Here is a 24,065-nt window from a genome sequence, read left to right on the forward strand (position 1 = left end):
GGCCGCACGCGTTCATTCACGACGGAGATCGTAAGACTCAGGACAGGTGTACGTGACACCGGTCGAGAAAGTGCAACGCCGTTTGCCTACCTCAGCCGAGGATGCGCGACGCCGCAGCACGCGCCGCAGCAGGATCGTCGGTGCCCAGAACTGCGTGTGCAGCGTCCTGACACTGCGCCGCGGTCACTGTCGCCAGTCTCGCACCGACCGCGGCGACAGCCGATGCCGCGCACGACAGCGACGACACACCCATCCCCACGAGAACGCAGGCGAGGAGTGGATCGGCCGCGGCCTCGCCGCACACCCCCACGGGTTTTCCTGCGGCGGAACCAGCTTCTGTCGTGCGTGCGACCAGGGCCAGCACCGCCGGCTGCCAGGCATCGGTCAACGACGCCAATGCCGGCGACATCCGGTCTGCCGCCATCGTGTACTGAGCGAGGTCGTTCGTCCCGATCGAGAGGAAATCGACGTGGGCGAGCACGCGGTCGGCGAGCAACGCCGCGGAAGGCACCTCGATCATCACGCCGGGCACCAGGTTCCGGTAACGGACCTGTTCGGCGAACGCGGCTGCCTCGGCCACGGTGGCGACCATCGGAGCCATCACCCACGGCGTCGCACCGGTGCGCACCGCGGCGGCCGCGACCGCATCGAGTTGCCGTTCGAGGATTCCCGGGGTCGCGGCGGCGATGCGGATGCCTCGGACACCGAGCGCGGGGTTGTGTTCGTCCGGATGATCTGCGAACCGCAGTGGCTTGTCGGAACCCGCATCGAGGGTGCGGAGCACGACCTTTCGGCCCTGGTATGCCTCGAACACCTCGGAGTAGATGTCGATCTGCTCATCGACGGTCGGTTCTGTGTCACGATCCAGGAAACACAGTTCGGTGCGGAACAAGCCCACACCTTCGGCCGGAGTCGACCGGGCGGTGCGCGCGCCTGCACCGTCCTGGACGTTGGCCAGGATCGCGATCGGTTGCGCGTCGGAGGTCTGCCCGGGGCCGGCCCACATCGCGATGCGGGCACGATCTGCCCTGTCCTTCGCGATAACGGCTTCCGCATTCTCGTGGTCGGGTTCGACAACGAGCCGCCCGGTCCCGCCGTCGACCATGACCGACGTTCCGGATTCGATGTCGTCGATACCTGCCATCGCGACGACACACGGGATACCGAGCTGTCTCGCGATGATCGCGGTATGACTGGTCGGTCCGCCGAGCTTCGTTGCAATTGCGACGACAAGTACGGGATCGAGAGCGGCGGTGTCGGCCGGTGCGAGATCATCGGCCAGCAGAACCGAGGGAACGTCGGGTGTGTCGATGCCGGGCTCGGGCTCGCCGTTCAATTCGGCGAGCACGCGGTCCCGGATGTCGACCAGATCAGTGACCCGCTCCGCCTGCAGCCCGCCGATCTTCTCGAAGATCGTGACGAACTGGTCTGTCGCGCCGACAGTGGCGGCAACTGCGTCCGATCCGGCTCGGATCTTTCCGTCCACAGCCGCGCGCCAGGCGCGGTCTTCCACCAGTACCGCGTTGGCCTGAAGCACTTCCGCAGCTGCTCCTGAGGCGCGCGCGGCGCGTGCCCTCAGACGACCGGCGACCTCTTCCACCGCTGCATCGAACCGGGCAACCTCGGCTTCTCGCGCAGTGTCCGGAACGACATCCGACGACGTGGTGATCTGCGGACGTGGGGCAGGCCGGATCACCGGCCCGTATCCGACTCCGGGCACTACCGGCGTGCCCTGCAGAACTGGTGCCTCGTTCGTCATTCCGTCTCCTCACCGCGACTGCGTCTGTGATTCAGATTACTCGTAGGCATTGACATGTCAACACATACGGGCGTAAAACAACATTATCCAACATTCAACGCAAGGGGCTCGGGTGTACGCAGAGGAACGTCAACAGGCGATCGCGGACCTGATCGGACGCCAGGGCCGTGTGTCCGTCACCGATCTCGCCGAACGCTACGACGTCACATCGGAGACCGTGCGACGCGACCTCGCACTCCTCGAACGCCTCGGACACATCCGGCGTGTACACGGCGGGGCGGTTCCCGCAACGGCACTCACCGTCTCGGAGCCCGGCCTCGCCGAACGAGAGAACACCCGTGCCGGCCACAAGGACCGGATCGCAGCGGCCGCGGCGCACTTCCTCCCCGGCACGGGGGGCAGCGTGATCCTCGACGCCGGCACCACCACCAGTAGAGTCGCAGCCGTCCTGCCGAGCGATACCGAAATCACGGTCGCAACCAATTCGGTGCCGATTGCCGCGCGCCTGGCCGGGTCGGCGCCGGTGAAGCTGCACTTGATCGGTGGTCGGGTGCGTGGCACAACCCAGGCCGCCGTAGGGCCCGAAGCCCTGAGGTTCCTGGAGATCCTCAATGTGGACGTGGCGTTCATCGGAACCAACGCCCTCACGATCGAGCACGGGCTGTCCACGCCGGACTCCGACGAGGCCGCCGTCAAACGCGCGATGGTGCGCTGCGCCGATCGGGTGGTCGTTGTGACGGACTCCTCGAAGATCGGCCGACGACACCTCTTGAGCTTCGCGCCGATCGAGGCCGTCGACGTCCTTGTGACCGATACAGACCTCGACGACGCAGACCGAGACCGCTTGATCGAACACGGAATCGAGGTGGTGACGGCATGATCGTCACACTGACTGCCAATCCCAGCCTGGACCGCACTGTCGATCTGGACGGGCCGCTCCGACGCGGGGCCGTGCACCGCGCCGGCGCGACGACCGTCGATCCCGGGGGCAAAGGCATCAATGTCGCGCGTGTCCTGCATCGAGCCGGCCACGACGTTCTCGCGGTGCTCCCCGTCAACCCCGACGACCCGTTGCTCGCAGCCTTGAACGAGCGCGGAATTCCGTACCGTGCGGTCCCGACGTCCGCGCATGCACGCACGAATATCACCATCGCCGAATCCGACGGAACCACGACGAAGCTCAACGAGCCCGGCGCCCTGTGCTCGGCGGCCACCCGGACGGAACTGGTCGAGGCCATGGTCGAGAACGCGCGTGCCGACGGCTGGGTCGTGCTGTCCGGTTCACTTCCGCCCGGCGTTCCGGATGGGTTCTACGCCGACCTCGTACGTGCACTACGTCCCACCGGGTGCCGTGTCGCAGTCGACACATCGGAGACTCCACTGCTAGCGCTCGCAGCCGGATTCCCCGAGACCGCCCCCGATCTCATCAAGCCGAATTCCGATGAGCTCGCCCAACTGACGGGATGCGACGCGAAGTCGCTCGAGGACGATGCTGCGCGCGGCGACATTCGATCCGTCGCGGACGCCGGGCGCATGCTCGTCGCACGAGGGGTGGGAACGGTACTCGCCACCCTCGGGTCGGCCGGTGCCGTCCTGATCACACCCGAAGGCGTGTGGCGGGCGACTCCTCCACCCGTCACCACGCGCAGCACCGTGGGTGCCGGCGATTCGTCCCTCGCCGGCTATCTCGTCGCCGACCGCGCAGGCGCTGCCGCTGCTGATCGACTCCGCCTGGCCGTCGCGTACGGCAGCGCCGCAGTCGCGCTGCCCGGAACTCGCATTCCCGGGCCCGACGCTGTCGACCCCTCCGCGGTCCCGGCCGAACTCGTTCCCGACGACCCCGTTCATCACACACCCCCACTCCCCCACTCCTAAGGACATGTGATGCCAGACTTCGCTTCCGGGCGCGCGCCCGGCCCGTCGGTCATCGACGCCGAACTCATCACGCTCGACACCGATCTCGGAGCAGACAGAGAATCGGTGATCGCGACACTGGCCGGCAGGCTGACGGATGCGGGCCGCGCTACCGACCGAGACGCCCTCACCGCCGCAGTGCTCGAGCGTGAGGCCAAGTCGGCGACCGGACTGCCCGGTGGGATCGCGATCCCTCACTGCCGACACGCGACGATCACCACGCCGTCGCTCGGATTCGCCAGACTCTCACCGAAGGTCGACTTCGGCGCGCCCGACGGCCCTGCCGACCTGGTGTTCCTCATCGCTGCACCCGAAGGCGCCGGAGCAGACCATATGCGCCTTCTCACCGCTCTGGCCCGTGCACTCGTCCGGCCCGATTTCGTCGCAGCACTTCGCGACGCGCCGGGACCCGACGAGGTGATCGCCTTGGTCGAGGACGTCCTCCCTGCCTCTCCCGCTGCCACACCGGCCGAGACCACCGCTGGGTCGGTCGGCGGAAGTCAGGCAGCGCAGGAGCCCGAACCGTCCGAGCGGTCCGTGGTCGCAGTCACCGCCTGCCCCACAGGAATCGCCCACACCTACATGGCTGCCGATGCGCTCACCGCCGCAGCCGAACGCGCCGGAATTACGCTGCACGTCGAGACGCAGGGTTCGAGCGGAAGCACCCCGATTCCGGCAGCCGTCATCGCTGCCGCCGACGCCGTGATCTTCGCTACCGATGTGGGAGTGAAGGGCAAAGAGCGGTTCGCAGGCAAGCCGGTGATCGCCTCGGGCGTCAAACGCGCGATCAACGAACCGGACGTGATGGTCACCGAAGCCCTGCATGCTGCCACTGATCCGAAGGCCGCCCGAGTCGAGGCAGGCGCAGCAGACACCACCGGCGAGAGCAACACAGCCGACGTCGGATGGGGCACCCGGCTGAGGCAGATCCTGCTCACCGGCGTCAGCTACATGATTCCCTTCGTCGCTGCCGGTGGTCTGCTCATCGCCCTCGGGTTCCTGCTCGGTGGCTACGATATCTCCGACTCCGCTTCCGGCATCGTCGTGGACAATTCGCTGACGAATCTGCCCGACGGCGGATTCGCGATCTACCTCGGCGCTGTGCTGTACCAGATCGGCTCGCTCGCATTCTCCTTCCTCGTACCCGCGCTTGCCGGGTACATCGCCTACGCGATCGCCGACCGTCCCGGTCTCGCCCCCGGTTTCACCGCCGGTGCCGTTGCAGTGTTCGTCGGCGCAGGGTTCATCGGCGGTCTGGTCGGCGGTCTCATCGCCGGTTTCGCAGCGCTGTGGGTGGGTCGGATTCCGCTGCCCACGTGGGCTCGTGGGTTGATGCCGGTGGTGATCATCCCACTGCTCGCAAGCCTGATCGTCGGCGGACTCATGTTCCTGGTCCTGGGCAGGCCGCTCGCCGCGATCACCACCGGTCTCACCGACTGGCTCAACGGCCTGTCCGGCGGCTCTGCCGTTGCCCTCGGCGTCATCCTCGGTCTCATGATGTGTTTCGATCTCGGAGGACCGGTCAACAAGGCGGCATATGCGTTCGCCGTGGCAGGACTCGACGTGTCCAACCATGCGTCTCTGCAGATCATGGCCGCCGTGATGGCCGCCGGTATGGTGCCGCCGCTCGCGATGGCGCTCTCCTCCCTCGTGCGACCGCGTCTCTACAGCCCCGCCGAGCGTGAGAACGGCAAGGCCGCATGGCTTCTCGGTGCCTCCTTCATCTCGGAGGGCGCCATCCCGTTCGCAGCAGCGGATCCGTTCCGGGTGATCCCGTCGATGATGCTCGGCGGCGCAGTCACCGGTGGAATCATCATGGCGACCGATGTGACGTTGAGTGCACCTCACGGTGGCATCTTCGTGGTGTTCGCGATGGATCGTGTGCTGTGGTTCTTCGTCGCACTCATGGTGGGCACAGTCGTCGCCGCGCTCAGCGTCACCCTCGCAAAGGAGTTCACCCGTACCGAATCCCGCAGTCCCGCAGCACCCGAAGCCGGGCCTCGACCGGCCACCGTTTGATCCTCCAACCCCACACCAAGGAGTACCCATGCCCGTCAACACCGTCAAGGTCGGCTCGTCCATCGGCCTGCACGCACGTCCCGCCGGAATCATCGCCGAAGCCGTCGTCGCATCAGGAGTTCCGGTGACGCTGTCGGTCGACGGAGGCGATCCCGTCGATGCGGGATCCGCCTTGATGATCATGACACTCGGCGCCTCACAGGGTGTCGCGGTCACGGTCCAGTGCGACGACGAGGTCGTCCTCGCACAGGTCAGCGAACTCGTCGCCGCGGATCTCGACGCCTGACCCACGCGGACGGTCAGGTACGCCGGGCGCGCAGACGCCACCCGAGCGTGGCAGCTCCGATCAAGATCACCGAGCCGGCCGCCACTACGGCTCCGATCCGCCCGCTGGCGGCCGATCCGGGGTCGGACTCTGCCTCCGCCCTCGGATCGGCGGCAAAGTAGCCGGCCACCCCACGAAACACCCGGATCGGAGGTCGCTCGCCGGTGACGGTGCCGCCCGCAACGGTCGCTTCGGAGGCGGTCAGCAGGTCGCCGGACGCGGTGAACGCCACCGACTCCCCCTGGGGTTCGTCGGGGACCGGCACGCGAAGCACGGGACCTCGACCCACTGCACCGGCGAGATCGCCATCGGGCGCGTGGAACAGATAGACGTCGGTGTAGGTGCGCACCGCTGCGACCGTCCCGTCGGCGCTGACTGCGCCGCCGGTGATCAACGTCGACGATGCCCCGGGGAGCGGCCCCCCTGGGGTTTCGGTGGGACCCAATGCAAGGGAACCCACCTTCTCGAGCGGCGTCGGTCCCGGCGACTCCAGTCGCTCGACCGTGCGCCCGCGCACCGGCCGGTAGATTCCGCTCGCACCGAACAACGACTTGGTGATGATCAACGGTTCGCCGCTCGCGGACACCAGCACGGCCTCCGCATCGCGCGGACCATCCGGGTAGCTCAGGCGGTGCAGGTCGCCTGCTCCGCTGTCCGGATCGAGCGAGATCAGCGCCACCGTCTGCCGCGCGGAGGTGTTGTCGCCGATGTCTGCGAGCCAGAGTCTGCCGTCGGGACCGGCCGCAAGATCCTCGATATCGTAGGGATCGACGGGGACCGGAAACCGTTGCACCACTCCGCAGTCCGCATCGAGTTCGACCACCGATTCGTCGGCACCCGCGTCAGGTGTCGCGAACAGCCGCCCACCGACCACGGCAAGACCGGACAGTTCGTCGAGAGCCGGATCGTCCGGTGTGCACAGGACCTCCGCCGGAAAGTCCGCGACCGGAACTTCCACGGTGTCCGCCGCGGCGGGCGCGCCCGGAAGGGCGCACGCGAGCGCGACGGCGGTGACCACACCGGCGTCGCGCAGCGAACCCATCAGGCGGCGTACTCGTCCAACGCCGAGGCGAGCGCCCGCGGAACCCTGGCATGCACTCGTGTGCCGTCCGCCTCGTGCGCGGAATGAAGGATCTGCCCGTCCGAGTGGATCCGGGACAGCAGATCTCCGCGGGTGTACGGCACGAGGGCCTTCACCTCCACGTCCGGGTCCTCGAGCAGCCGGCCGAGTCGCTCGCGCAGCTCCTCGACGCCCTCGCCGGTGTACGCCGAGACGAACACCGAGTCGGTCAAGAGCCCGCGCAGTTGGGTCAGGGTGACCGGATCGGCCGCATCGACCTTGTTGACGACGATCAACTCGGGCGGTGGAGGGCCGTCGGACTCGCGCACGACATCTGTCAGAACCTCGCGGACCGCTTTGATCTGCTCGGTCGGGAGCGGATCGGATCCGTCGACCACGTGCAGCAGAAGGTCGGCGTCGGCGACCTCTTCGAGGGTCGACCGGAAGGCCTCCACGAGCTGAGTCGGCAGGTGCCGCACGAATCCGACCGTGTCGGTCAGAACGAATTCCCTGCCGTCGGGTAGCGCGGCGCGCCGTGTCGTCGGATCCAGGGTGGCGAACAGCGCGTTCTCCACCAGGACACCAGACCCGGTGAGCCGGTTGAGCAGACTCGATTTGCCGGCGTTGGTGTAGCCGACGATCGCGACGGAGGGGACTCCGTTGCGCAGTCGGCGAGTCCGCTTCGTGTCGCGGGCCGCCTTCATTCCCTTGATCTCCCGACGTAGCTTCGCCATCCGTTCCCGGATACGACGACGGTCCGTTTCGATCTTGGTTTCACCGGGACCGCGGAGACCTACGCCGCCGTTGCTGCCGGCACGACCGCCTGCCTGGCGCGACATCGACTCACCCCAGCCACGCAGTCGCGGCAGCATGTACTCCATCTGTGCGAGTGAGACCTGAGCCTTGCCCTCGCGTGAGGTCGCGTGTTGGGCGAAGATGTCGAGGATGAGGGCCGTCCGGTCGATGACCTTGACCTTGACGACCTTCTCCAGGGCGGTCAGCTGGGCGGGAGTGAGTTCGCCGTCGCAGACCACGGTGTCGGCGCCGGTGGCGAGCACGATCTCGCGTAGCTCCTCGGCCTTGCCCGAACCGATGTAGGTGGCAGCGTCCGGCTTGTCGCGGCGCTGCACCATTCCCTCGAGCACCTCCGAGCCGGCGGTTTCTGCGAGTGCGGCGAGTTCGGCGAGGCTCGCATCCGCCTGGGCGGCGGTACCGCCCGTCCAGACACCGACCAGCACGACCCGTTCGAGACGGAGCTGCCGGTATTCGACCTCGGTGATGTCTTCGAGTTCGGTGGACAGACCCGCGACGCGCCGGAGGGCGCTGCGGTCTTCGAGCTGCATCTCGCCCACCGAAGGGTCGTCGTGAGCCCAGCCTTCGGGACCGTCGTACCCGGTGCGATCGGTGCCGTCTGTCGTGTTGCGAGTGCGCGATGTGTTCGTCATACAACTTCCATCGTCCCACGAAGCCCGATTCGGTGCATTCGAGTTTTTTCGGCGGTCACGCGAGGGGATGAGCTCATGCGAGTGCCGACCACCATTCGTCGCTGATCGTGCCGTGCGCGACCAGTACCGACGGCCCGCGCAACCAGGCATGCTCGTCCTCGATCCGCACCTCGACGGCGCCCCCGAGGATCCGCACTCGCACGACACCGCTGGCGGCCCCGTCGTACCTCAGGGCTGCTGCGGCAGCCGCGACCGTGCCGGTACCGCACGAGCGGGTCTCGCCGACCCCTCGTTCGTGCACGCGCATCTCGACGGCACCCGATTCGATCGGGGTCAGGAATTCGATGTTGACGCCCTGTGGGAAGAATCCGGGGTCGTATCCAGGCGAGGTGAGGTCGAGTGCGGCAAGGCCGGCGCTGGTCAGATTCGGATCGACGCAGGCCAGATGCGGGTTGCCGACGTCGATCCCGATTCCGGTATATACGCGGCCGTCGATCGTGGCGGACGACTCGCCGAGTTGTGCAACCCGTCCCATCTCCACCGTGACGTCTCCCGCAACCGGTCCGGCCGAATGGACCTGCACGGGCTTACCGCCGGCCCTCGACCCGACGACGAAGTTCTCCCGGTTCTCGAGCCCTTCTGCGGTCAAGTAATGCGCGAAGACCCGTACACCGTTGCCGCACATCTCGGCGATCGATCCGTCGGCGTTGCGGTAGTCCATGAACCAGTCGTCGGCGCTCGTACCTCCCGGGAGCGCATCGAGCAGACCTGTTTCGACCAGTGCTCCGGCCCGCGCGACACGCAGCACCCCGTCGGCTCCGAGTCCACGACGTCGATCACACAGTGCCGCGATCCGGTCGGGCGTGAGAGTCAGCCGGGCATCGGGATCGGGGAGGATGACGAAATCGTTCTCGGTGCCGTGACCTTTGCTGAACTCCATGCCGTCAACCTTAGCGAGAGTCCCGCTCTCCGCCGGTGCAGGACTCGACGACCCGCAGCGCTTCGGCGGTCACGCTCGGGTCGGCTCCGTCGACCCAGTGGATCCGGTGGTCGCGGCGGAACCACGACCGCTGCCGCCGGACATACCGCCTGGTTCCGATGAACGTCCGTTCGCGGGCGTGGTCGAGGTCGCATCGGCCTTCCAGATACGTGAGGATCTGTGCGTATCCGATCGCGCGGGGCGCCGTCACGCCATCGCGCAATCCGCGGTCGATCAGTGCACGCACCTCGTCGACGAGCCCGAGTTCGAACATCAGAGCGGTGCGCTTCGCGATGCGTTCGTCCAGATCTGTCGTGTCGCGGTCGACGCCGAGGATCACGGTGCCCCATCGCGGATCGCCGACGGTCGGTTGTGACGCCGCGAACGGAAGACCGGTCAGTTCGACAACTTCCAGTGCACGGACCATGCGCCGCCCGTCCGTAGGCAGGATCACCTGGGCTGCGGTGGGGTCGGCGCGGCACAGCGCCTCGTGGACAGCGGCCGGCCCCCCGTCGGCGAGAACAGCTTCCCATTTCGCACGGACCTCGGGGTCGGTCGCAGGAAACTGCCACTCGTCGAGCAGGGACTGCACGTACATCATCGACCCGCCGACGACGATCGGCACTCGGCCGGACGCGAGGATGCCCTCGACATCGGCGGTGGCGGCCTCCTGATAGCGCGCGACGGTCGCGGTCTCAGTGACGTCGAGGACGTCCAGCTGGTGGTGCGGGATCCCACGTCTCTCGTCGACCGGCAGCTTCGCGGTGCCGATGTCCATGCCACGGTACTGCTGCATCGCGTCGATGTTGACGATCTCGCCTCCGAGGGCTTCGGCGAGATCCAGTCCGAGATCCGATTTCCCTGTGGCGGTCGGGCCCACCACTGCGATCGGGCGGAGGTGCCCCGGAATGCTCACGGGCGCCAGATCCCCACGTGATATCCCACGCCGTAGGGTGCGGCGCTGTACTCGATCGTCGCCTCGGACGGGGGTTGAGCGAAGGCCCCTGCGAGAACCTGCCACGCGGCGCGCCCCGTCAGTGCGATGTCGTCGCACAGACCGGCGTCGAGCGCGGCCAGGCCGTGTGGATCTCCGGCGGCGAGGGCTTCGCCCAGGGTGTCCTCTACCGCGGCCGACCTCTCGTCGAATGCTCCGGGGGCCTTCGCTGTCAGTGTTGCGGCGCCATCGGCGACGATGAGCAACCCTCGCCGCGTCGTGTCGGCGTCGAGGAGCGCTCGCAACGTCTTTCCCAGCTGCGCGCACTCGACCGGATCCGTCGCGCGGGCGAGGACGTGCACGTCGGCGCGGGTTTCGGGGGATGTGCGCTCGCGAAGCCATCCCGCGATCAGCGCAGTGAGGGGCATGTCGGCGTCCGGCATTCCGGTGGCGGTACCGACTGCGGGACCGAGTGCAACCCGGACGTCGGCACCGAATCCGCGGAAGGTTCCGATGGCGGTGGACGGCACTTCCGCGGCGTCCGCTTCCGTGCCCACCACGATCCATTCGTCGACGTCACCGATGCAGCGCACCGAATCGAGTACGGCGTGTCGTAGGTCGTCGGTCTCGGAAGCAGCGAGTCCGACCAATTCGGGCACGAGAAGAGGCGGGGAAGGCACGAACACCGCAGCGATCAACACATCAGCCACGGTAGTCGACCGGACCCGGAGCCCCGCAGGCGCGCGACCTGTTTCAATAGGGGGCGGACGTGATCACGGATGCCCGTGACCGGACCTGCGGTAAGCGATGCGATCAGGCAGCCGTGCCGCGCGGCAGAGATGAGGTAGCGATGACCGAACCGAACGCACAGGACCCGACGCCCGAACAGGTGTCCGGCACACCGCCGCGTCCCGGTCCCCCGAAGCCGGGAGCCCCCCGCCCAGGTGTAGCGAAGCCCACCCCGACCGGGTCCGAGCATGCACCCAAGCCTCATCCGGTATCGGGACAGACGCATCCGCACGCCCCTGCGGTACCGGCCAGCGATCCCAGCAAGTTCGGGCGGGTGGACGAGGACGGCACCGCGTGGGTTCGGACCGCCGATGGTGAGCGTTGCATCGGTTCGTGGCAGGCAGGTAACGCGGCCGAGGGTCTCGAGCACTTCGGACGGCGTTACGACGATCTCGCCACCGAGGTCGCGCTGCTGGAGACGCGTCTGACGTCGGGCTCCGGTGACGCCAAGAAGACCCGCGTGGCGGCCGAGGCACTCCTCGAGTCGTTGCCGACCGCAGCGGTGATCGGCGACCTCGACACTCTCGCGACACGACTGACAGGTGTGATCGAGGAGTCCGACAAGGCCGCGGTCGCCCAGAAGCAGGAGAAGGAACAGCACCGCGCGGAGGCCACCGCCCGCAAGGAAACGCTCGCGGCGGAGGCCGAGGAGATCGGCGCGGAGTCGACACATTGGAAGGCCGCAGGCGACCGCCTGCGGGAGATCCTCGACGAGTGGAAGTCGATCCGCGGTGTCGACCGTAAGACCGACGACGCGCTGTGGCGCCGCTATTCGAAGGCGCGAGAGGCATTCAACCGTCGCCGCGGCGCCCACTTCGCCGAACTCGATCGTGAACGCGCCTCCGCTCGGACCATGAAGGAAGAGTTGGTCGTCCGCGCCGAAGCACTGCAGGACTCGACCGACTGGGGCGCAACCGCCGCAGCTTTCCGGGATCTGCTGGCCGAGTGGAAGGCGTCGGGTCGCGCCCCGCGCGAGGCCGACGACCAGCTGTGGAAGCGCTTCAAGGGCGCACAGGACGTCTTCTTCGCCGCGCGCAATGCTGCGTCTGCCGAGCGTGACGCGGAGTTCGAGGAAAACGCCCGCGCGAAGGAAACCCTGCTCGAATCGGCGTCGACGATCGACCCGGCGGCCGACCTGGAAGCAGCGCGCAACCGGCTGCGCGAGCTGCAGGAGCGGTGGGAGACGATCGGCAAGGTCCCGCGCGACCGGATGCACGATCTCGAGGGCCGCCTGCGCGCGATCGAGAAGCGCGTCCGCGAAGCGTCCGACAGCGAGTGGCGGCGGACCGACCCCGAAGCCCTCGCCCGCGCTGCTCAGTTCCGCGAACGAGTCCAGCAATTCGAGGAACAAGCGGAGAAGGCACAGGCGAAGGGCCGCACCAAGGACGCCGATGCGGCGCTCGCTCAGGCCGCACAGTGGCGCGAGTGGGCGGAAGCCGCGGAAAGCGCCGTCGGCGAACGCTGACCGCAGACCCCGAACAAGAACGAGCCCCGTTCGTGCCGGCAGGAATCCGGCCCGAACGGGGCTCGCCGCAAAAGTGTGCGGCCCTACTTCAGATGGCCACCGAACATTCCCCGGCGGTCGTCCTCTTCGGCGACGCGCCGCAGCTCGGCCGTGGCCTCGAGCTGCGCGGACGTACGGGACCAGGCCACGCGGACCCAGTGGAACGTCAGGACCATGACGGCGAGCCAGCCGAGGAACACGCCGATTCCGGGCCCGGACGCGCCGGAGTCGACCGGGAGCGTCTGACGTGACCACACCGTGAGCAACCCGAAGATGATCGACACAGCGGAACCGGCGGCGGCGACCCATGCCAGAAACCATTTGCGGGTCACGAGCGCGAGGATCGACGCGACGCCACCGAAGACGAGTGCGAGCCACACGAAGATGCGAGACGGAAGCGCAATCGACTCTGCTGTCGCGTCGGACGCGAACGAGAGAACGTCCCACCCGTTGGCTGAACCGGCGTGCGGAAGGCTGAACGAGCCGAGGAGCACGAGCACCGCGACGGCGACGAACATCGCGCGGGCTCCGGGGTCGATCTCACCCGCGATCCTGCGTTCGGCCGCCTCGAGGTCGGCGCGGGCCGCTCTGAGCCCCTGGTCGCTCAGCCGGTCTGTGTCACCATCCGTGCCCCTGTCGATGTTCGGACTGTTCTCGCCCGTCGTCATGCGTTGCATCCCATCTGTGTCGGTAGGGGTTCAGGGGCACCGATGCTCGGCAGACCGAGCCCCACACCGATCGGTTTCGTCTTGGGCAGGCGCCCCTGTTCGAAGTGGTCGCCCGCGCGAGTGCGGCGGTGGGTGAGGATCGGGGTGTCGGCGACGAGATGATGCGGAGCGGCGTCGCTGACGACGATCGTGAGAATGTCGCCGGGCCGGACCGCGGTGTCGATGTTGCCTTCCGGCCGGAAGTGCACGAGACGTCCGTCGCGTGCGCGACCGCTCATCCGGGCGGTTTCTGCATTTTTGCGGCCTTCACCGGACGCGACGAGCAGTTCGACCTCGGCACCGATGAGCTTGCGGTTCTCCTCGAGGGTGATGCGCTCCTGGAGCGCGATCAACCGCTCGTACCGCTCCTGGACGACGGCCTTCGGGAGCTGTTCGTCCATATCGGCGGCGGGTGTGCCGGGGCGCTTGGAGTACTGGAAGGTGAAGGCACTGGTGAACCGTGCCTTCTCGACGACATCGAGGGTGTCCTGGAAGTCCTCTTCGGTCTCGCCGGGGAACCCGACGATGATGTCGGTGGTGATGGCGGCGTGCGGCATGGCCGCACGGACCCGTTCGATGATGCCGAGGAACTTCTCCTTGCGGTACGAACGACGCATCGCGCGCAGGACCCGGTCGCTGCCGGACTGCAACGGCATGTGGAGCTGGGGGCAGACGTTGGGTGTCGACGCCATCGCTTCGATGACGTCGTCGGTGAACTCGGCGGGATGCGGCGAGGTGAACCGCACGCGCTCGAGACCGTCGATGTCGCCGCACGCGCGGAGCAACGACGCGAATGCTCCGCGATCGCGGGGTTGTTCCGGGTCGGCGAAGGAACGCCCGTACGAGTTGACGTTCTGCCCGAGCAGTGTCACTTCGAGAACGCCCTCGTCGACGAGCGCCTGTACCTCGGCGAGGATGTCTCCGGGTCGGCGATCGACCTCTTTGCCGCGTAGGGCAGGCACGATGCAGAAGGTGCACGTGTTGTTGCATCCGACCGAGATCGACACCCAGCCCGCATAGGGTGACTCGCGCTTCGCGGGGAGCGTCGAGGGGAATGCTTCGAGCGACTCGAGGATCTCGACCTCGGCCTTGCGATTGTGGCGTGCACGGTCGAGGAGCGCCGGGAGATTGCCGATGTTGTGGGTGCCGAACACGACATCGACCCACGGTGCCTTCTTCACGACGGTGGCACGATCCTTCTGCGCCAGACACCCCCCGACGGCGATCTGCATGTTCGGGTTCTCGTCCTTGACCGGCCGGAGATGACTCAGGTTGCCGTACAACTTGTTGTCGGCGTTCTCGCGAACCGCGCAGGTGTTGAAGACCACCAGGTCCGGTGACGCGCCGGGGTCGGCTCGAGTGAATCCGGCGTCTTCCAACAGGCCGGACAAACGCTCCGAATCGTGCACGTTCATCTGGCAGCCGTAGGTGCGGACCTCGTAGGTCCGGGCACCTGTGTTCGGGGCAACATCGTCGATCAATGACACGTCTCAGGGTAGCTCACGAGAATAACCGACCGTCCCGGCGGTGACCGTGTCCGCCGCGCCGCACCGACGTCCGGCACAGCGACGTTCCGGTCTCGCGGCCCCGTCGCTGTAAAAGTTGAATGTCGATGGGACGAAATGTGGAGGTTCCTGACAGCGACCGCATAGGGTCTTGATCATGACACCAGCGGAAGCGGGTTCGGCGAAGCCTTCGGGGGAATCGGGCAGCACAACCCCGATGATCACGATGACGAACGTCAATAAACACTTCGGTGCTCTGCATGTCCTCCAAGACATCGACATCGAGGTTCCGTCCGGCCAGGTGGTCATCGTGGTGGGTCCGTCGGGGTCCGGAAAGTCCACGCTGTGCCGGACCATCAACCGGCTCGAGCCGATCGACTCCGGCGAGATCCGGGTCGACGGCAAGACCCTTCCGGACGAAGGCAAGGCCTTGGCAGCGCTGCGCGCCGATGTCGGCATGGTGTTCCAGTCGTTCAACCTCTTCGCACACAAGACCATCCTCGAGAACGTGATGCTCGGCCCGCTCAAGGTCCGCAAGCAGAAGAAGGACGCGGCGCAGGAGAGCGCCCTGCAGTTGCTCGACCGCGTGGGAATCGCAAATCAGGCCGACAAATACCCCGCACAACTCTCCGGCGGTCAGCAGCAACGCGTCGCGATCGCCCGCGCGCTGGCCATGAGCCCGAAGGTGATGCTGTTCGACGAGCCCACCTCCGCACTCGACCCGGAGATGGTCCAGGAGGTTCTCGACGTGATGACCTCGCTCGCCAAGGAGGGAATGACGATGGTCGTCGTCACCCACGAGATGGGCTTCGCCCGCAAGGCCGGCGACCGCGTCTTGTTCATGGCCGACGGCCGCATCGTCGAGGACACCGATCCCACCGAGTTCTTCACCGCTCCCAAATCCGATCGAGCCAAGGATTTCCTCGGCAAGATCCTCAGCCACTGAGCACCACGGCGCACCTGAGCACCACGGCACGACAGCCCGCACCGAACACCACAACCGGAGGTTCTCGATGAAAATGTCCCGCTCGATCCGCGTCGGCATCGGCGTCATTGCCGTTGCTCTCGCTGCCACAGCGTGTGGTGGCGACGAAACCCGCAGTGTCACGAGCTCGGCGGAAAACGGCAACCTCGTGGTCGGAATCAAATTCGATCAGCCCGGGCTCGGCCTCCGCAACCCCGACGGTACGTTCAGCGGATTCGATGTCGAGGTCGCCAAATACGTGGCCGGGCAGCTCGGAGTGTCCGAGGAGAACATCGAGTTCAAGGAGTCGCCGTCGGCTCAGCGCGAGACGCTGATCCAGAACGGCGAGGTCGACTACATCGTCGCGACCTACTCGATCACCGACGCCCGCAAGGAGAAGGTCGACTTCGCCGGACCGTATTTCATCGCCGGCCAGTCGCTGCTCGTGCGCGCCGATGAAACCGAGATCACCGGTCCGGAATCGCTCAACGGCGGTAAGCGCTTGTGTTCGGTGACGGGTTCGACCCCTGCACAGAACGTCAAGGACACGTACGCGCAGGACGTGCAGTTGCAGGAGTTCGACACCTATTCCGCCTGCGTGGAAGCGTTGCGCAACGGCGCGGTCGATGCGGTGACCACCGACGACATCATTCTCGCCGGGTATGCGGCACAGAGCCCCGGCGACTTCAAGGTCGTCGGTGAGCCGTTCACCGAGGAGCGATACGGCATCGGCCTGGCCCAGGGTGACGACGCGTCGCGGACCGCCATCAACGATGCGATCCAGGAGATGATCGACAGCGGAGCCTGGGCGGAGGCCTTCGAGGCCACCGTCGGTGCGTCCGGGTACCCGTTGCCGGAGCCGCCGACCGTCGATCGGTACTGATCCGGCGTTGCTCCCCAGGTACGTCCGGCCGGTTCGTGACGAGCTCACGGACCGGCCGAACGGCCCCCGATAGTTCCCGTCCCCTCGATCCCGGAGTTGACCTGTGGATCTGCTGAGCAAGTACGGCAGTCAACTGCTCGAAGCATTCTGGACGACGATCCAGCTGACAGTGTTGTCCGCGATCGGTTCGCTGATCCTCGGAACGATCCTCGCCGCCATGCGCGTGTCGCCGATCCCGGTCGCCAGGGCCATCGGCACGGCGTACGTCACTGTCTTCCGGAACACGCCGCTGACGCTGATCATCATCTTCTGTCTGTTCGGACTGTCGCAGACGCTTCAGATCAATCTCGCGCCGCAGTCATCTCCGACATTCCTCGTGGACAACAACTTCCGGCTCGCGGTACTGGGACTCACGGTCTATACCGCCGCCTTCGTGTGCGAGTCGCTGCGCGCCGGCATCAACACCGTCCACCTCGGGCAGTCCGAAGCAGGCCGCTCCCTGGGCCTGACGTTCAGCCAGAATCTCCGGTTCATCGTGCTGCCGCAGGCATTCCGCGCAGTCATCGCACCGCTCGGTTCCGTGCTCATCGCGCTCACCAAGAACTCGACCATCGCGTCGGTGATCGGTGTGGCCGAGGCGTCCCTGCTGATGAAGACGATGATCGAGAACGAGGCCGCCATCTTCGTCATCGGCGGGATCTTCGCCTTGGGCTTCGTGATCCTGACCCTCCCGACCGGCCTGCTGTTCGGCTGGCTCAGCAAGCGATTCGAGGTAGCGCGATGAGTTCGGAAGGCACTGTTCTCTACGACGCTCCCGGTCCGAAGGCGCGCGCGCTGTACCGCGTGCTGTCCGTCGTCGTGGGCGTCGTTCTCGTGGTCATTGCGTATGTCGTGTACCGCGCATTGGATTCCCAGGGGCAGCTCACTGCAGCCAAGTGGGACCCGTTCCTCGAGTCGTCGAGCTGGACGACGTATCTGATCCCAGGTATTCGGGGCACTCTCGTCGCCGCTGCGCTGTCGATCGTGCTGGCATTGATTCTGGGTGCGATTCTGGGCATCGGCCGCATGTCCGAGCATCGTTCCATTCGGATGGTGTCCGGGTTCATCGTCGAACTGTTCCGCGCGATCCCCGTGCTCATCCTGATGATCTTCGCGTACCAGGTGTTCGCCGAGTACCGCCTGTTCAAATCCGATTACCTTGCACTGGCCGCAGTCGTGACCGGCCTGACGCTCTACAACGGATCGGTGATCGCCGAGATCGTGCGCGCCGGCATCAACTCACTCCCCAAGGGCCAGACCGAAGCGGCATCGGCGATCGGCCTGCGCAAGGGCCAGACCATGCGGTTGATCCTGTTGCCTCAGGCTGTGACCGTGATGCTTCCGGCAATCGTGTCGCAGATGGTGATCGCGCTCAAGGACTCCGCACTGGGCTACCTCATCGGCTACGTCGAAGTGGTGCGGTCGGGACAGCAACTCGGGGCCTACTTCCAGAACTACCTACCGTCGCTGCTGGTGGTGGCCGCGATCATGATCATCCTGAACAGCGCTTTGACCCGCTTCGCGACGTGGCTCGAGAAGCGTTTGCGGTCCAGCCGGCGCCGGGGTGCGACGACCGGCGGCGCGCCGGATGCCCCGGTGCCCGTCACGGCAGTGCCCGGGATGGACCTCACCGGCCCTCCTCGGTGAGGTGACGAGCGGAAAGTTCAGTCGAGTGGTTCGTTCGCGTCTGCTTCGAAAGACCCGAGCTCGTCGCGGACCACCTCGAAGGCCATCCCCTGCGTGTAGCCGCGACGGGCGAGCATCCCGACGAGGCGTCGTACCAGCTTGTCGCGTTCGGCCGCGATCTCGCGACGATCCCCCTCGGTGGGCAACGACGCCTGGGTGCGGAGTTTCTTCCTGACCAGTTCGACAGCACGGTCCCGTTCGGATTCACTGTCGATCGTATCGAGGGCATCGGCCGCGTCCTGCTGGTCGATGCCCTTACGGCGCAACTCCAGTGCGATCGCACGCTTACCCTTGCCGGAGTACAGATGCCTCGAGCGCACCCACTGCTGGGCGAAGTCCGCGTCGTCGATCAACCCCACCTCGGTGAGGCGATCGAGGGTGCGCTCGGCCACATCGGCCGTGAAGCCCTTCTGCTCGAGTTTGGTGGCGAGTTCGGCACGACTCCGGGCACGATCGGTGAGAAGCCTCAGGCACACGTCCTTGGCCTGCGCTTCGGTGCCACCTCGGGGTTCCGGTCGGGCACGACGCCGACGACCACCGGGTGCGGTGGCCGCTTCGCGCTCGGATGGTCCGACATCTTCAGGATCGTCCATGGCGAGAACCCTAGACGCGGCCACCGACCGAATCCGCGGATGTCCTGAGCCAGTCACGGATGTCGGAGCGTACGAGGGCGGCCAGGTCGACGTAGCCCTGCACACCCGGGTGCGCACCATCACCCTGTGCCGCTTCCCGCATCCATGACGTTTCACCGGAAAGACGTGAGAACGTGTGCAGGTAGGGCGCAGCATGCTCCCGGCACAGCGCCGCGAACCGCTCGTCGAGCGCGGCCGTACGCACGTTCTGCCGCTCGTCTGCAATCGGTGGCGGCCCGACCACGAGTGTCGTCCATCCGTGGGACGCCGCCAGGTCGAGGATCGCGGCGAGATTGGATTCGGACTCGTCAGGCTCGACGCGACGTGAGCCGTCCTGCAACGTCGTGTCGTTCACTCCGAACGACACGATCACCCGGTTGTCGCACTCGGAGGGAAGCCGGGCCCGCGCTTCGCTCTTCCAACGCGCCCGCACGTCGGAGGACGTGTCGCGCCTGACGCCGAGGTTGTAGACAGTGAGATCGATGGGCAACTCGCCGACTACATACTCGGCGACTCGGCCCACCCAACCGCGATACGTGGAGTCCCCGACACCCGCGACAAAGGAATCACCGAAGACACACAACCGTATGGGACGCACCGTCATCCCACAGATGCTGCCAGAAGATCGGTGAAGCGCTCAGGGGACGAACACCTCGAGGGGCGCCGGGACGGCGTGGTACAGAGTCGTGGTGGCGACGGAGAACAGGACTCGCCCCGGCCCCGTAGGGATGTCCACGTATCCGCCGTCCTGATGACTCGGCGCGAGCCCCTCGAATGGCTCACCATGTATTCCGGAACCGAACCCGAAGCGCCGGTATCGAGGTTGTTCCAGTTCACCAACGCGGTCACAGCGCACGTCGGCCTCCCTCCACTCGCCGTACCGAGGTAGGGCGCGAATGTCATCGACACGAGCGCGGCGCCAGGATGATCGTGTGGAGATCGGATACTCGTACTTTTCGAGATCAACGTCCGCAGCGCTTGTCCGAACTGTCGCGCCTGCCCGGCCACGCCCATGCCGGACATGAGGGAGGCACGGACCCATGGCCCGTGCCTCCGCAGGATTGACGCCGGCGACTAGAAGTCGGCCTCTTCTGCTGCTGACTCCGTGTCGGTCAGGACTGCACCGATACCGAGCTTCTCCTTGATCTTCTTCTCGACTTCGTCGCAGATGTCGGTGTTCTCGAGCAGGAACTTGCGGGCATTCTCCTTGCCCTGGCCGAGCTGATCACCCTCGTACGTGTACCAGGAACCGGACTTACGGATGAAGCCGTGCTCGACACCCATGTCGATCAGCGAGCCTTCCTTGCTGATGCCCTGACCGTAGAGGATATCGAACTCGGCCTGCTTGAACGGTGGGGCAACCTTGTTCTTGACGACCTTGACGCGAGTGCGGTTGCCGACCGCGTCGCCGCCGTCCTTGAGCGTCTCGATGCGCCGGACGTCCAGACGGACCGAAGCGTAGAACTTCAAAGCCTTACCGCCCGTGGTCGTTTCGGGAGAACCGAACATCACGCCGATTTTTTCACGCAGCTGATTGATGAAGATCGCGGTGGTGCCGGAGTTGCTGAGTGCACCCGTCATCTTGCGCAACGCCTGGCTCATCAACCGGGCCTGCAGGCCGACGTGGCTGTCGCCCATCTCTCCTTCGATCTCGGCGCGCGGCACGAGGGCGGCGACCGAGTCGATGACGAGGATGTCGAGCGCGCCGGAGCGGATCAGCATGTCGGCGATCTCGAGTGCCTGCTCACCCGTATCGGGTTGCGACACGAGCAGAGCGTCGGTGTCGACGCCGAGCTTCCGTGCATATTCCGGATCGAGAGCGTGCTCCGCATCGATGAACGCGGCGATACCGCCGGCGGCCTGCGCATTGGCCACAGCGTGGAGCGCAACCGTGGTCTTACCCGAGGATTCCGGGCCGTAGACCTCGACGACACGGCCGCGCGGCAGGCCACCGATACCGAGCGCGACGTCGAGCGCGATCGACCCCGTCGGGATCACAGCGATCGGCGCACGAGCCTCCTCGCCGAGGCGCATCACGGAACCCTTGCCGAAGTTCTTGTCGATCTGAGCCAGTGCGAGCTCGAGCGCCTTATCGCGATCTTGTGCCTGTGCTGCCATCTTGGTCCCCTTCATCGTGTCTCGTCCTATTGCCGACGACGCTATATCCGGGCACCGACACATTTCGCTGCCACGACCGCGGACCCGCCGAATCTGTGGATGAAAACGGCGCCTGTGGACAGACGCACTTCACCATCGAGCAACCCCAGCATAAGGGAACATCTGTTCGAACGCATGCAAATGTGTTCGATCAACGACGCACGGCGGGTACGTCGAACTCCTCACACAGCGCCCGCCATACCGCACGAGGCTCCTGACCTGCTTCGAGCGCTTGCGCCGCGGTGTGTCCACCCAACTCGAGCAGTATGTGGTCACGCAGGAGGGCATCGCCGTACATCTGCCCGAATTCGTCTCGGACCATCTCGTGGAACTCTGTCAATCGCACCCCACCACCGTAACGGCCCGAACGAACTGCACGCAGCGACGTTCGCAGCCGGCACCTCCATCAGTGAACAGCATCCAGGCACACTGCGACCGGATCCTGCACGTCCGTCGCGGTGGAGGCAGCGCGACGAGCCGCCTCGGCGAACCTCGGTTCCGCCAGGACCGCCGAGACCGCGTTCCGGACCGCCACGGCTTCGAGAGGCCGGACCACTACTGCGCTCCCCTGCCGCGCGGCCCGATTCGCAAGCTCCCACTGATCGCCCTCACCCGGCACGATCACTGCCGGCACCCCGGCACTCAATGCCTTGGCGAGCATCCCGTGGCCGCCACCGCACACCACGACATCCGCGTCGCGGAGCAGCACGTCCTGTCGACCCCGCCCGGCCACGGCCCATTCGGGAAGCGCTTGCCCGGATGGGTCGAGCATCGTGGCCGCGACACGCATCCCCAGCCCATCGAGTCCCTCGCACACCGCGTCGAGCATGCCGTCGACTCCGGTGGTGGCCGTCGACGGCGCGACCATCACGAGTGGCCCGTCACCCGGAGGCGGATCGAGAACAGTGTCGGTCGGTTCCCAGTGCAAGGGTCCCACGACGTGGGCGTTCGCCGGCCAATCGGGTCGCGGTACCTCGAGCGCGGGCACGGTCGCGATGAGTCTCGCGTTCGGACCCGGATCCTGCGCGACCAGACCGATCCCGACGCGCGCAGCAGCGCGTTCACGTTCCCCCTGCCGCAACGACCGCGCCGTGAGCCCGCGCAGCATCACGTCGCGAGCCCGGCCGCGCAGGCCCGTCCCGATCTCGAGTCCGCTGCCGATCGGCGGCAGACCACGCGACGGCAGGTACAACGGGTGCGGAGACAACTCGACCCAGGGGATCCCGAGCCGCTCCGCAGCCATTCCCCCACCCGCCGTGATGACGTCGGACACGACAAGGTCCGGCAGGAGCGCGCTGAGACCGGGCAACAGGAGGCTCGCGATGTACGCGGCCCGGGCGTGGATCTTCGAGCCCGCGTCACCGTCGTTGTCCTGTGGCCGCGGGGTGAGCCCGTCGAGGGGCGCCACGGTCACGCCGGGAACGTCGATGTCGAACCAGCGTTCACCGGTGAAGAGAACCACCTCGTGACCGGATTCGACGAACCGCTTGCCCAGCGCAATGGCCGGAATCGCGTGTCCCGCATCGGGGCCGGCCACCAATGCCACTCGCATCGGCCCAGACTGCCACACGAGTGTGATCACTCGGTCACTCGGTCACTCGGTCACGCGACAGCCGCTGGAACCGGCCGGCAGATCTAGCCGGCGAAGGTGTAGAGATCGAACCCCACCGCATGGGGCGCAGGGAATCCGGGTAGCGGTGCGGATGCCATCTCGACCTGCGCTCGGGCCTGCTGCGCGACGTCGGTGTCGGCGAGCGCCTCGAGGTACCGACGGTGTGCGGAGAGCGACTCCACCGCAACCTCGACGGTGTCGGTGACATCGACTGCATGCGTCGCGCCGGGGGTGTTCACGGCAACCCACCGTACCCCCGACCACGGAGCGAGCCCTTTTTCCTCGGTGAGCTCGGGAAAGATCCATTCGTTGGCGGCATCGGCCACCGCGTCCAGCACGCTCAGGCCGAGCGCACGGTGATCGGCGCTGTTCAATGCCCCGGGGAACCAGGTAAGTCCGAAATTCGCAGTCACGACCATCTCGGGCCGATGCCGTCGGATCGCCGCGGCGAGGTCCCGTCGCATATCCGGTCCTGCGACGAGTCGCCCGTCCGGATGACCGAGGAACTCGACGGTCTCGACTCCGACGATCGCCGCCGATGCCCGCTCCTCTTCCTCCCGGAGCGGACCACACTCAGCGGGCGGCAGGCCCGCTATCCCCGCCTCGCCACTGGTGGCGAGGACGTACCGGATGTCCTTGCCCTGCCGAGTCCATCGGGCCACCGCGGCAGCCGCTCCGTATTCGATGTCGTCGGGATGCGCGACGACGACGATTCCCCTGGTCCAGTCCTCCGGCACATGTTCCATGCGTCCACTATGCGTTCTCGCTCAGACCCTTGTGATGTCGTCGCGCCGTTTTCCCCCGGAGATGGCCTTGTACAGCATGTAACCGCCGAACGCGATCGCACCGAGCACCAGGATCCCGAAGAGGTGGTCGAACACGGCACCGATCACCGCGAGCCCGATCCACACGAGCACCACTACTCCGACAATTTTCCAGAACATCGTCTTCTCCCACCTCGTGCCTGAGCACGTTCTGTGTCGTACTCAGTCGATCCTGACACGTCGGAGATAAGAAAACAGCAGCTCAGAGCATAGATCAGGGAAAGATCAGGGGATACCCGCAGAACCCTGCTGTGCATCTCGGGGTCGCCGTTCGCCCAGGGTGGTGGTGCGGATCTCGCCGCTCCCGCCTACGCTCTACGGGTTTGGT

Annotated in this window: 24 protein-coding genes; 9 read left to right on the plus strand and 15 right to left on the minus strand. The window is 66.5% G+C overall.

Features of this window, described 5'->3' with window-relative positions:
- Positions 1 to 91: 91 nt before the first annotated feature.
- Complete coding sequence (gene ptsP, locus ACZ46K_RS20725; RefSeq protein WP_464744500.1) at positions 92 to 1,759, minus strand: phosphoenolpyruvate--protein phosphotransferase; 1,668 nt, start codon at positions 1,757 to 1,759, stop codon at positions 92 to 94.
- A gap of 112 nt (positions 1,760 to 1,871) precedes the next feature.
- On the opposite strand from ptsP, the gene ACZ46K_RS20730 reads away from it, so the two are divergent.
- From ACZ46K_RS20730 to ACZ46K_RS20745, 4 genes are read left to right on the plus strand one after another with little or no spacing between them, the layout of a single operon-like run.
- Positions 1,872 to 2,639 carry a DeoR/GlpR family DNA-binding transcription regulator gene (locus ACZ46K_RS20730; protein ID WP_054810386.1) on the plus strand — a complete coding sequence of 256 codons (768 nt, stop codon included), beginning with the start codon at positions 1,872 to 1,874 and terminating at the stop codon, positions 2,637 to 2,639.
- Entirely contained in the window at positions 2,636 to 3,634 is a 999-nt protein-coding gene (gene pfkB, locus ACZ46K_RS20735) for a 1-phosphofructokinase (RefSeq protein ID WP_464744502.1), read from the plus strand. The genes ACZ46K_RS20730 and pfkB overlap by 4 nt, the downstream gene beginning before the upstream one ends.
- A gap of 9 nt (positions 3,635 to 3,643) precedes the next feature.
- A complete protein-coding gene (locus ACZ46K_RS20740; RefSeq protein WP_464744504.1) occupies positions 3,644 to 5,692 on the plus strand; it encodes a PTS fructose transporter subunit IIABC in 2,049 nt (682 codons plus the stop codon).
- Between the two features lie 28 nt (positions 5,693 to 5,720).
- On the plus strand, positions 5,721 to 5,978 hold the full coding sequence (locus tag ACZ46K_RS20745) for an HPr family phosphocarrier protein (protein WP_464744506.1): 258 nt from the start codon (positions 5,721 to 5,723) through the stop codon (positions 5,976 to 5,978).
- Between the two features lie 13 nt (positions 5,979 to 5,991).
- On the opposite strand, the gene ACZ46K_RS20750 is transcribed toward ACZ46K_RS20745, so the two are convergent.
- From ACZ46K_RS20750 to ACZ46K_RS20770, 5 genes are all read right to left on the minus strand, one after another.
- The gene (locus ACZ46K_RS20750; RefSeq protein ID WP_464744508.1) at positions 5,992 to 7,059 is read right to left on the minus strand and encodes a hypothetical protein; all 1,068 of its coding nucleotides are present in this window, start codon (positions 7,057 to 7,059) and stop codon (positions 5,992 to 5,994) included.
- Complete coding sequence (gene hflX / locus ACZ46K_RS20755; RefSeq protein ID WP_464744510.1) at positions 7,059 to 8,522, minus strand: GTPase HflX; 1,464 nt, start codon at positions 8,520 to 8,522, stop codon at positions 7,059 to 7,061. The genes ACZ46K_RS20750 and hflX overlap by 1 nt, the downstream gene beginning before the upstream one ends.
- 73 nt (positions 8,523 to 8,595) lie before the next feature.
- The gene (dapF, locus tag ACZ46K_RS20760; protein WP_464744512.1) at positions 8,596 to 9,462 is read right to left on the minus strand and encodes a diaminopimelate epimerase; all 867 of its coding nucleotides are present in this window, start codon (positions 9,460 to 9,462) and stop codon (positions 8,596 to 8,598) included.
- Between the two features lie 10 nt (positions 9,463 to 9,472).
- Positions 9,473 to 10,426, minus strand: coding sequence for a tRNA (adenosine(37)-N6)-dimethylallyltransferase MiaA (gene miaA / locus ACZ46K_RS20765; RefSeq protein ID WP_054807428.1), 954 nt, complete (start codon positions 10,424 to 10,426; stop codon positions 9,473 to 9,475).
- Complete coding sequence (locus ACZ46K_RS20770) at positions 10,414 to 11,145, minus strand: class III extradiol ring-cleavage dioxygenase family protein (RefSeq protein WP_464744514.1); 732 nt, start codon at positions 11,143 to 11,145, stop codon at positions 10,414 to 10,416. Before ACZ46K_RS20770 ends, miaA begins: the two co-directional genes overlap by 13 nt.
- A gap of 140 nt (positions 11,146 to 11,285) precedes the next feature.
- On the opposite strand from ACZ46K_RS20770, the gene ACZ46K_RS20775 reads away from it, so the two are divergent.
- Complete coding sequence (locus ACZ46K_RS20775; protein ID WP_464744516.1) at positions 11,286 to 12,689, plus strand: DUF349 domain-containing protein; 1,404 nt, start codon at positions 11,286 to 11,288, stop codon at positions 12,687 to 12,689.
- An 83-nt stretch (positions 12,690 to 12,772) separates the two neighbouring features.
- Here ACZ46K_RS20775 and ACZ46K_RS20780 read toward each other — a convergent pair whose 3' ends face one another.
- Together ACZ46K_RS20780 and miaB are read right to left on the minus strand one after the other, a co-directional pair.
- Positions 12,773 to 13,405 (minus strand): Rv2732c family membrane protein, encoded by a 633-nt coding sequence (locus ACZ46K_RS20780; RefSeq protein ID WP_464744518.1) that lies wholly within the window; start codon positions 13,403 to 13,405, stop codon positions 12,773 to 12,775.
- On the minus strand, positions 13,393 to 14,922 hold the full coding sequence (gene miaB / locus ACZ46K_RS20785; RefSeq protein WP_464744520.1) for a tRNA (N6-isopentenyl adenosine(37)-C2)-methylthiotransferase MiaB: 1,530 nt from the start codon (positions 14,920 to 14,922) through the stop codon (positions 13,393 to 13,395). Before miaB ends, ACZ46K_RS20780 begins: the two co-directional genes overlap by 13 nt.
- A gap of 235 nt (positions 14,923 to 15,157) precedes the next feature.
- Between miaB and ACZ46K_RS20790 the strand changes: the two genes are divergently transcribed.
- The 4 genes from ACZ46K_RS20790 (at position 15,158) to ACZ46K_RS20805 (ending at position 18,473) form a co-directional block, all read left to right on the plus strand.
- Positions 15,158 to 15,886, plus strand: a complete 729-nt coding sequence (locus tag ACZ46K_RS20790; protein ID WP_054807315.1) for an ATP-binding cassette domain-containing protein — start codon at positions 15,158 to 15,160, stop codon at positions 15,884 to 15,886.
- Positions 15,887 to 15,953: 67 nt separating this feature from the next.
- The gene (locus tag ACZ46K_RS20795; protein WP_464744522.1) at positions 15,954 to 16,787 is read left to right on the plus strand and encodes a glutamate ABC transporter substrate-binding protein; all 834 of its coding nucleotides are present in this window, start codon (positions 15,954 to 15,956) and stop codon (positions 16,785 to 16,787) included.
- A gap of 103 nt (positions 16,788 to 16,890) precedes the next feature.
- Positions 16,891 to 17,571 (plus strand): amino acid ABC transporter permease, encoded by a 681-nt coding sequence (locus ACZ46K_RS20800; protein WP_054807316.1) that lies wholly within the window; start codon positions 16,891 to 16,893, stop codon positions 17,569 to 17,571.
- Positions 17,568 to 18,473, plus strand: coding sequence for an amino acid ABC transporter permease (locus tag ACZ46K_RS20805; RefSeq protein WP_464744525.1), 906 nt, complete (start codon positions 17,568 to 17,570; stop codon positions 18,471 to 18,473). The genes ACZ46K_RS20800 and ACZ46K_RS20805 overlap by 4 nt, the downstream gene beginning before the upstream one ends.
- 17 nt (positions 18,474 to 18,490) lie before the next feature.
- Here ACZ46K_RS20805 and recX read toward each other — a convergent pair whose 3' ends face one another.
- From recX to ACZ46K_RS20840, 7 genes are all read right to left on the minus strand, one after another.
- Positions 18,491 to 19,105 carry a recombination regulator RecX gene (gene recX, locus ACZ46K_RS20810; RefSeq protein ID WP_464744527.1) on the minus strand — a complete coding sequence of 205 codons (615 nt, stop codon included), beginning with the start codon at positions 19,103 to 19,105 and terminating at the stop codon, positions 18,491 to 18,493.
- A 10-nt stretch (positions 19,106 to 19,115) separates the two neighbouring features.
- On the minus strand, positions 19,116 to 19,748 hold the full coding sequence (locus ACZ46K_RS20815; RefSeq protein ID WP_054807622.1) for a DUF459 domain-containing protein: 633 nt from the start codon (positions 19,746 to 19,748) through the stop codon (positions 19,116 to 19,118).
- A gap of 470 nt (positions 19,749 to 20,218) precedes the next feature.
- Entirely contained in the window at positions 20,219 to 21,262 is a 1,044-nt protein-coding gene (gene recA / locus ACZ46K_RS20820) for a recombinase RecA (RefSeq protein ID WP_054810773.1), read from the minus strand.
- A 190-nt stretch (positions 21,263 to 21,452) separates the two neighbouring features.
- Positions 21,453 to 21,647, minus strand: coding sequence for a DUF3046 domain-containing protein (locus tag ACZ46K_RS20825; protein ID WP_054807621.1), 195 nt, complete (start codon positions 21,645 to 21,647; stop codon positions 21,453 to 21,455).
- Positions 21,648 to 21,707: 60 nt separating this feature from the next.
- Positions 21,708 to 22,853, minus strand: a complete 1,146-nt coding sequence (locus ACZ46K_RS20830) for a glycosyltransferase (RefSeq protein ID WP_464744529.1) — start codon at positions 22,851 to 22,853, stop codon at positions 21,708 to 21,710.
- An 83-nt stretch (positions 22,854 to 22,936) separates the two neighbouring features.
- Positions 22,937 to 23,659, minus strand: a complete 723-nt coding sequence (locus tag ACZ46K_RS20835; RefSeq protein ID WP_054807575.1) for a PIG-L deacetylase family protein — start codon at positions 23,657 to 23,659, stop codon at positions 22,937 to 22,939.
- 21 nt (positions 23,660 to 23,680) lie between these two features.
- Positions 23,681 to 23,857, minus strand: coding sequence for a hypothetical protein (locus ACZ46K_RS20840; RefSeq protein WP_464744531.1), 177 nt, complete (start codon positions 23,855 to 23,857; stop codon positions 23,681 to 23,683).
- Positions 23,858 to 24,065: the final 208 nt, after the last annotated feature.

It is taken from the genome of Rhodococcus sp. JCM 9793 (genome assembly GCF_055380405.1).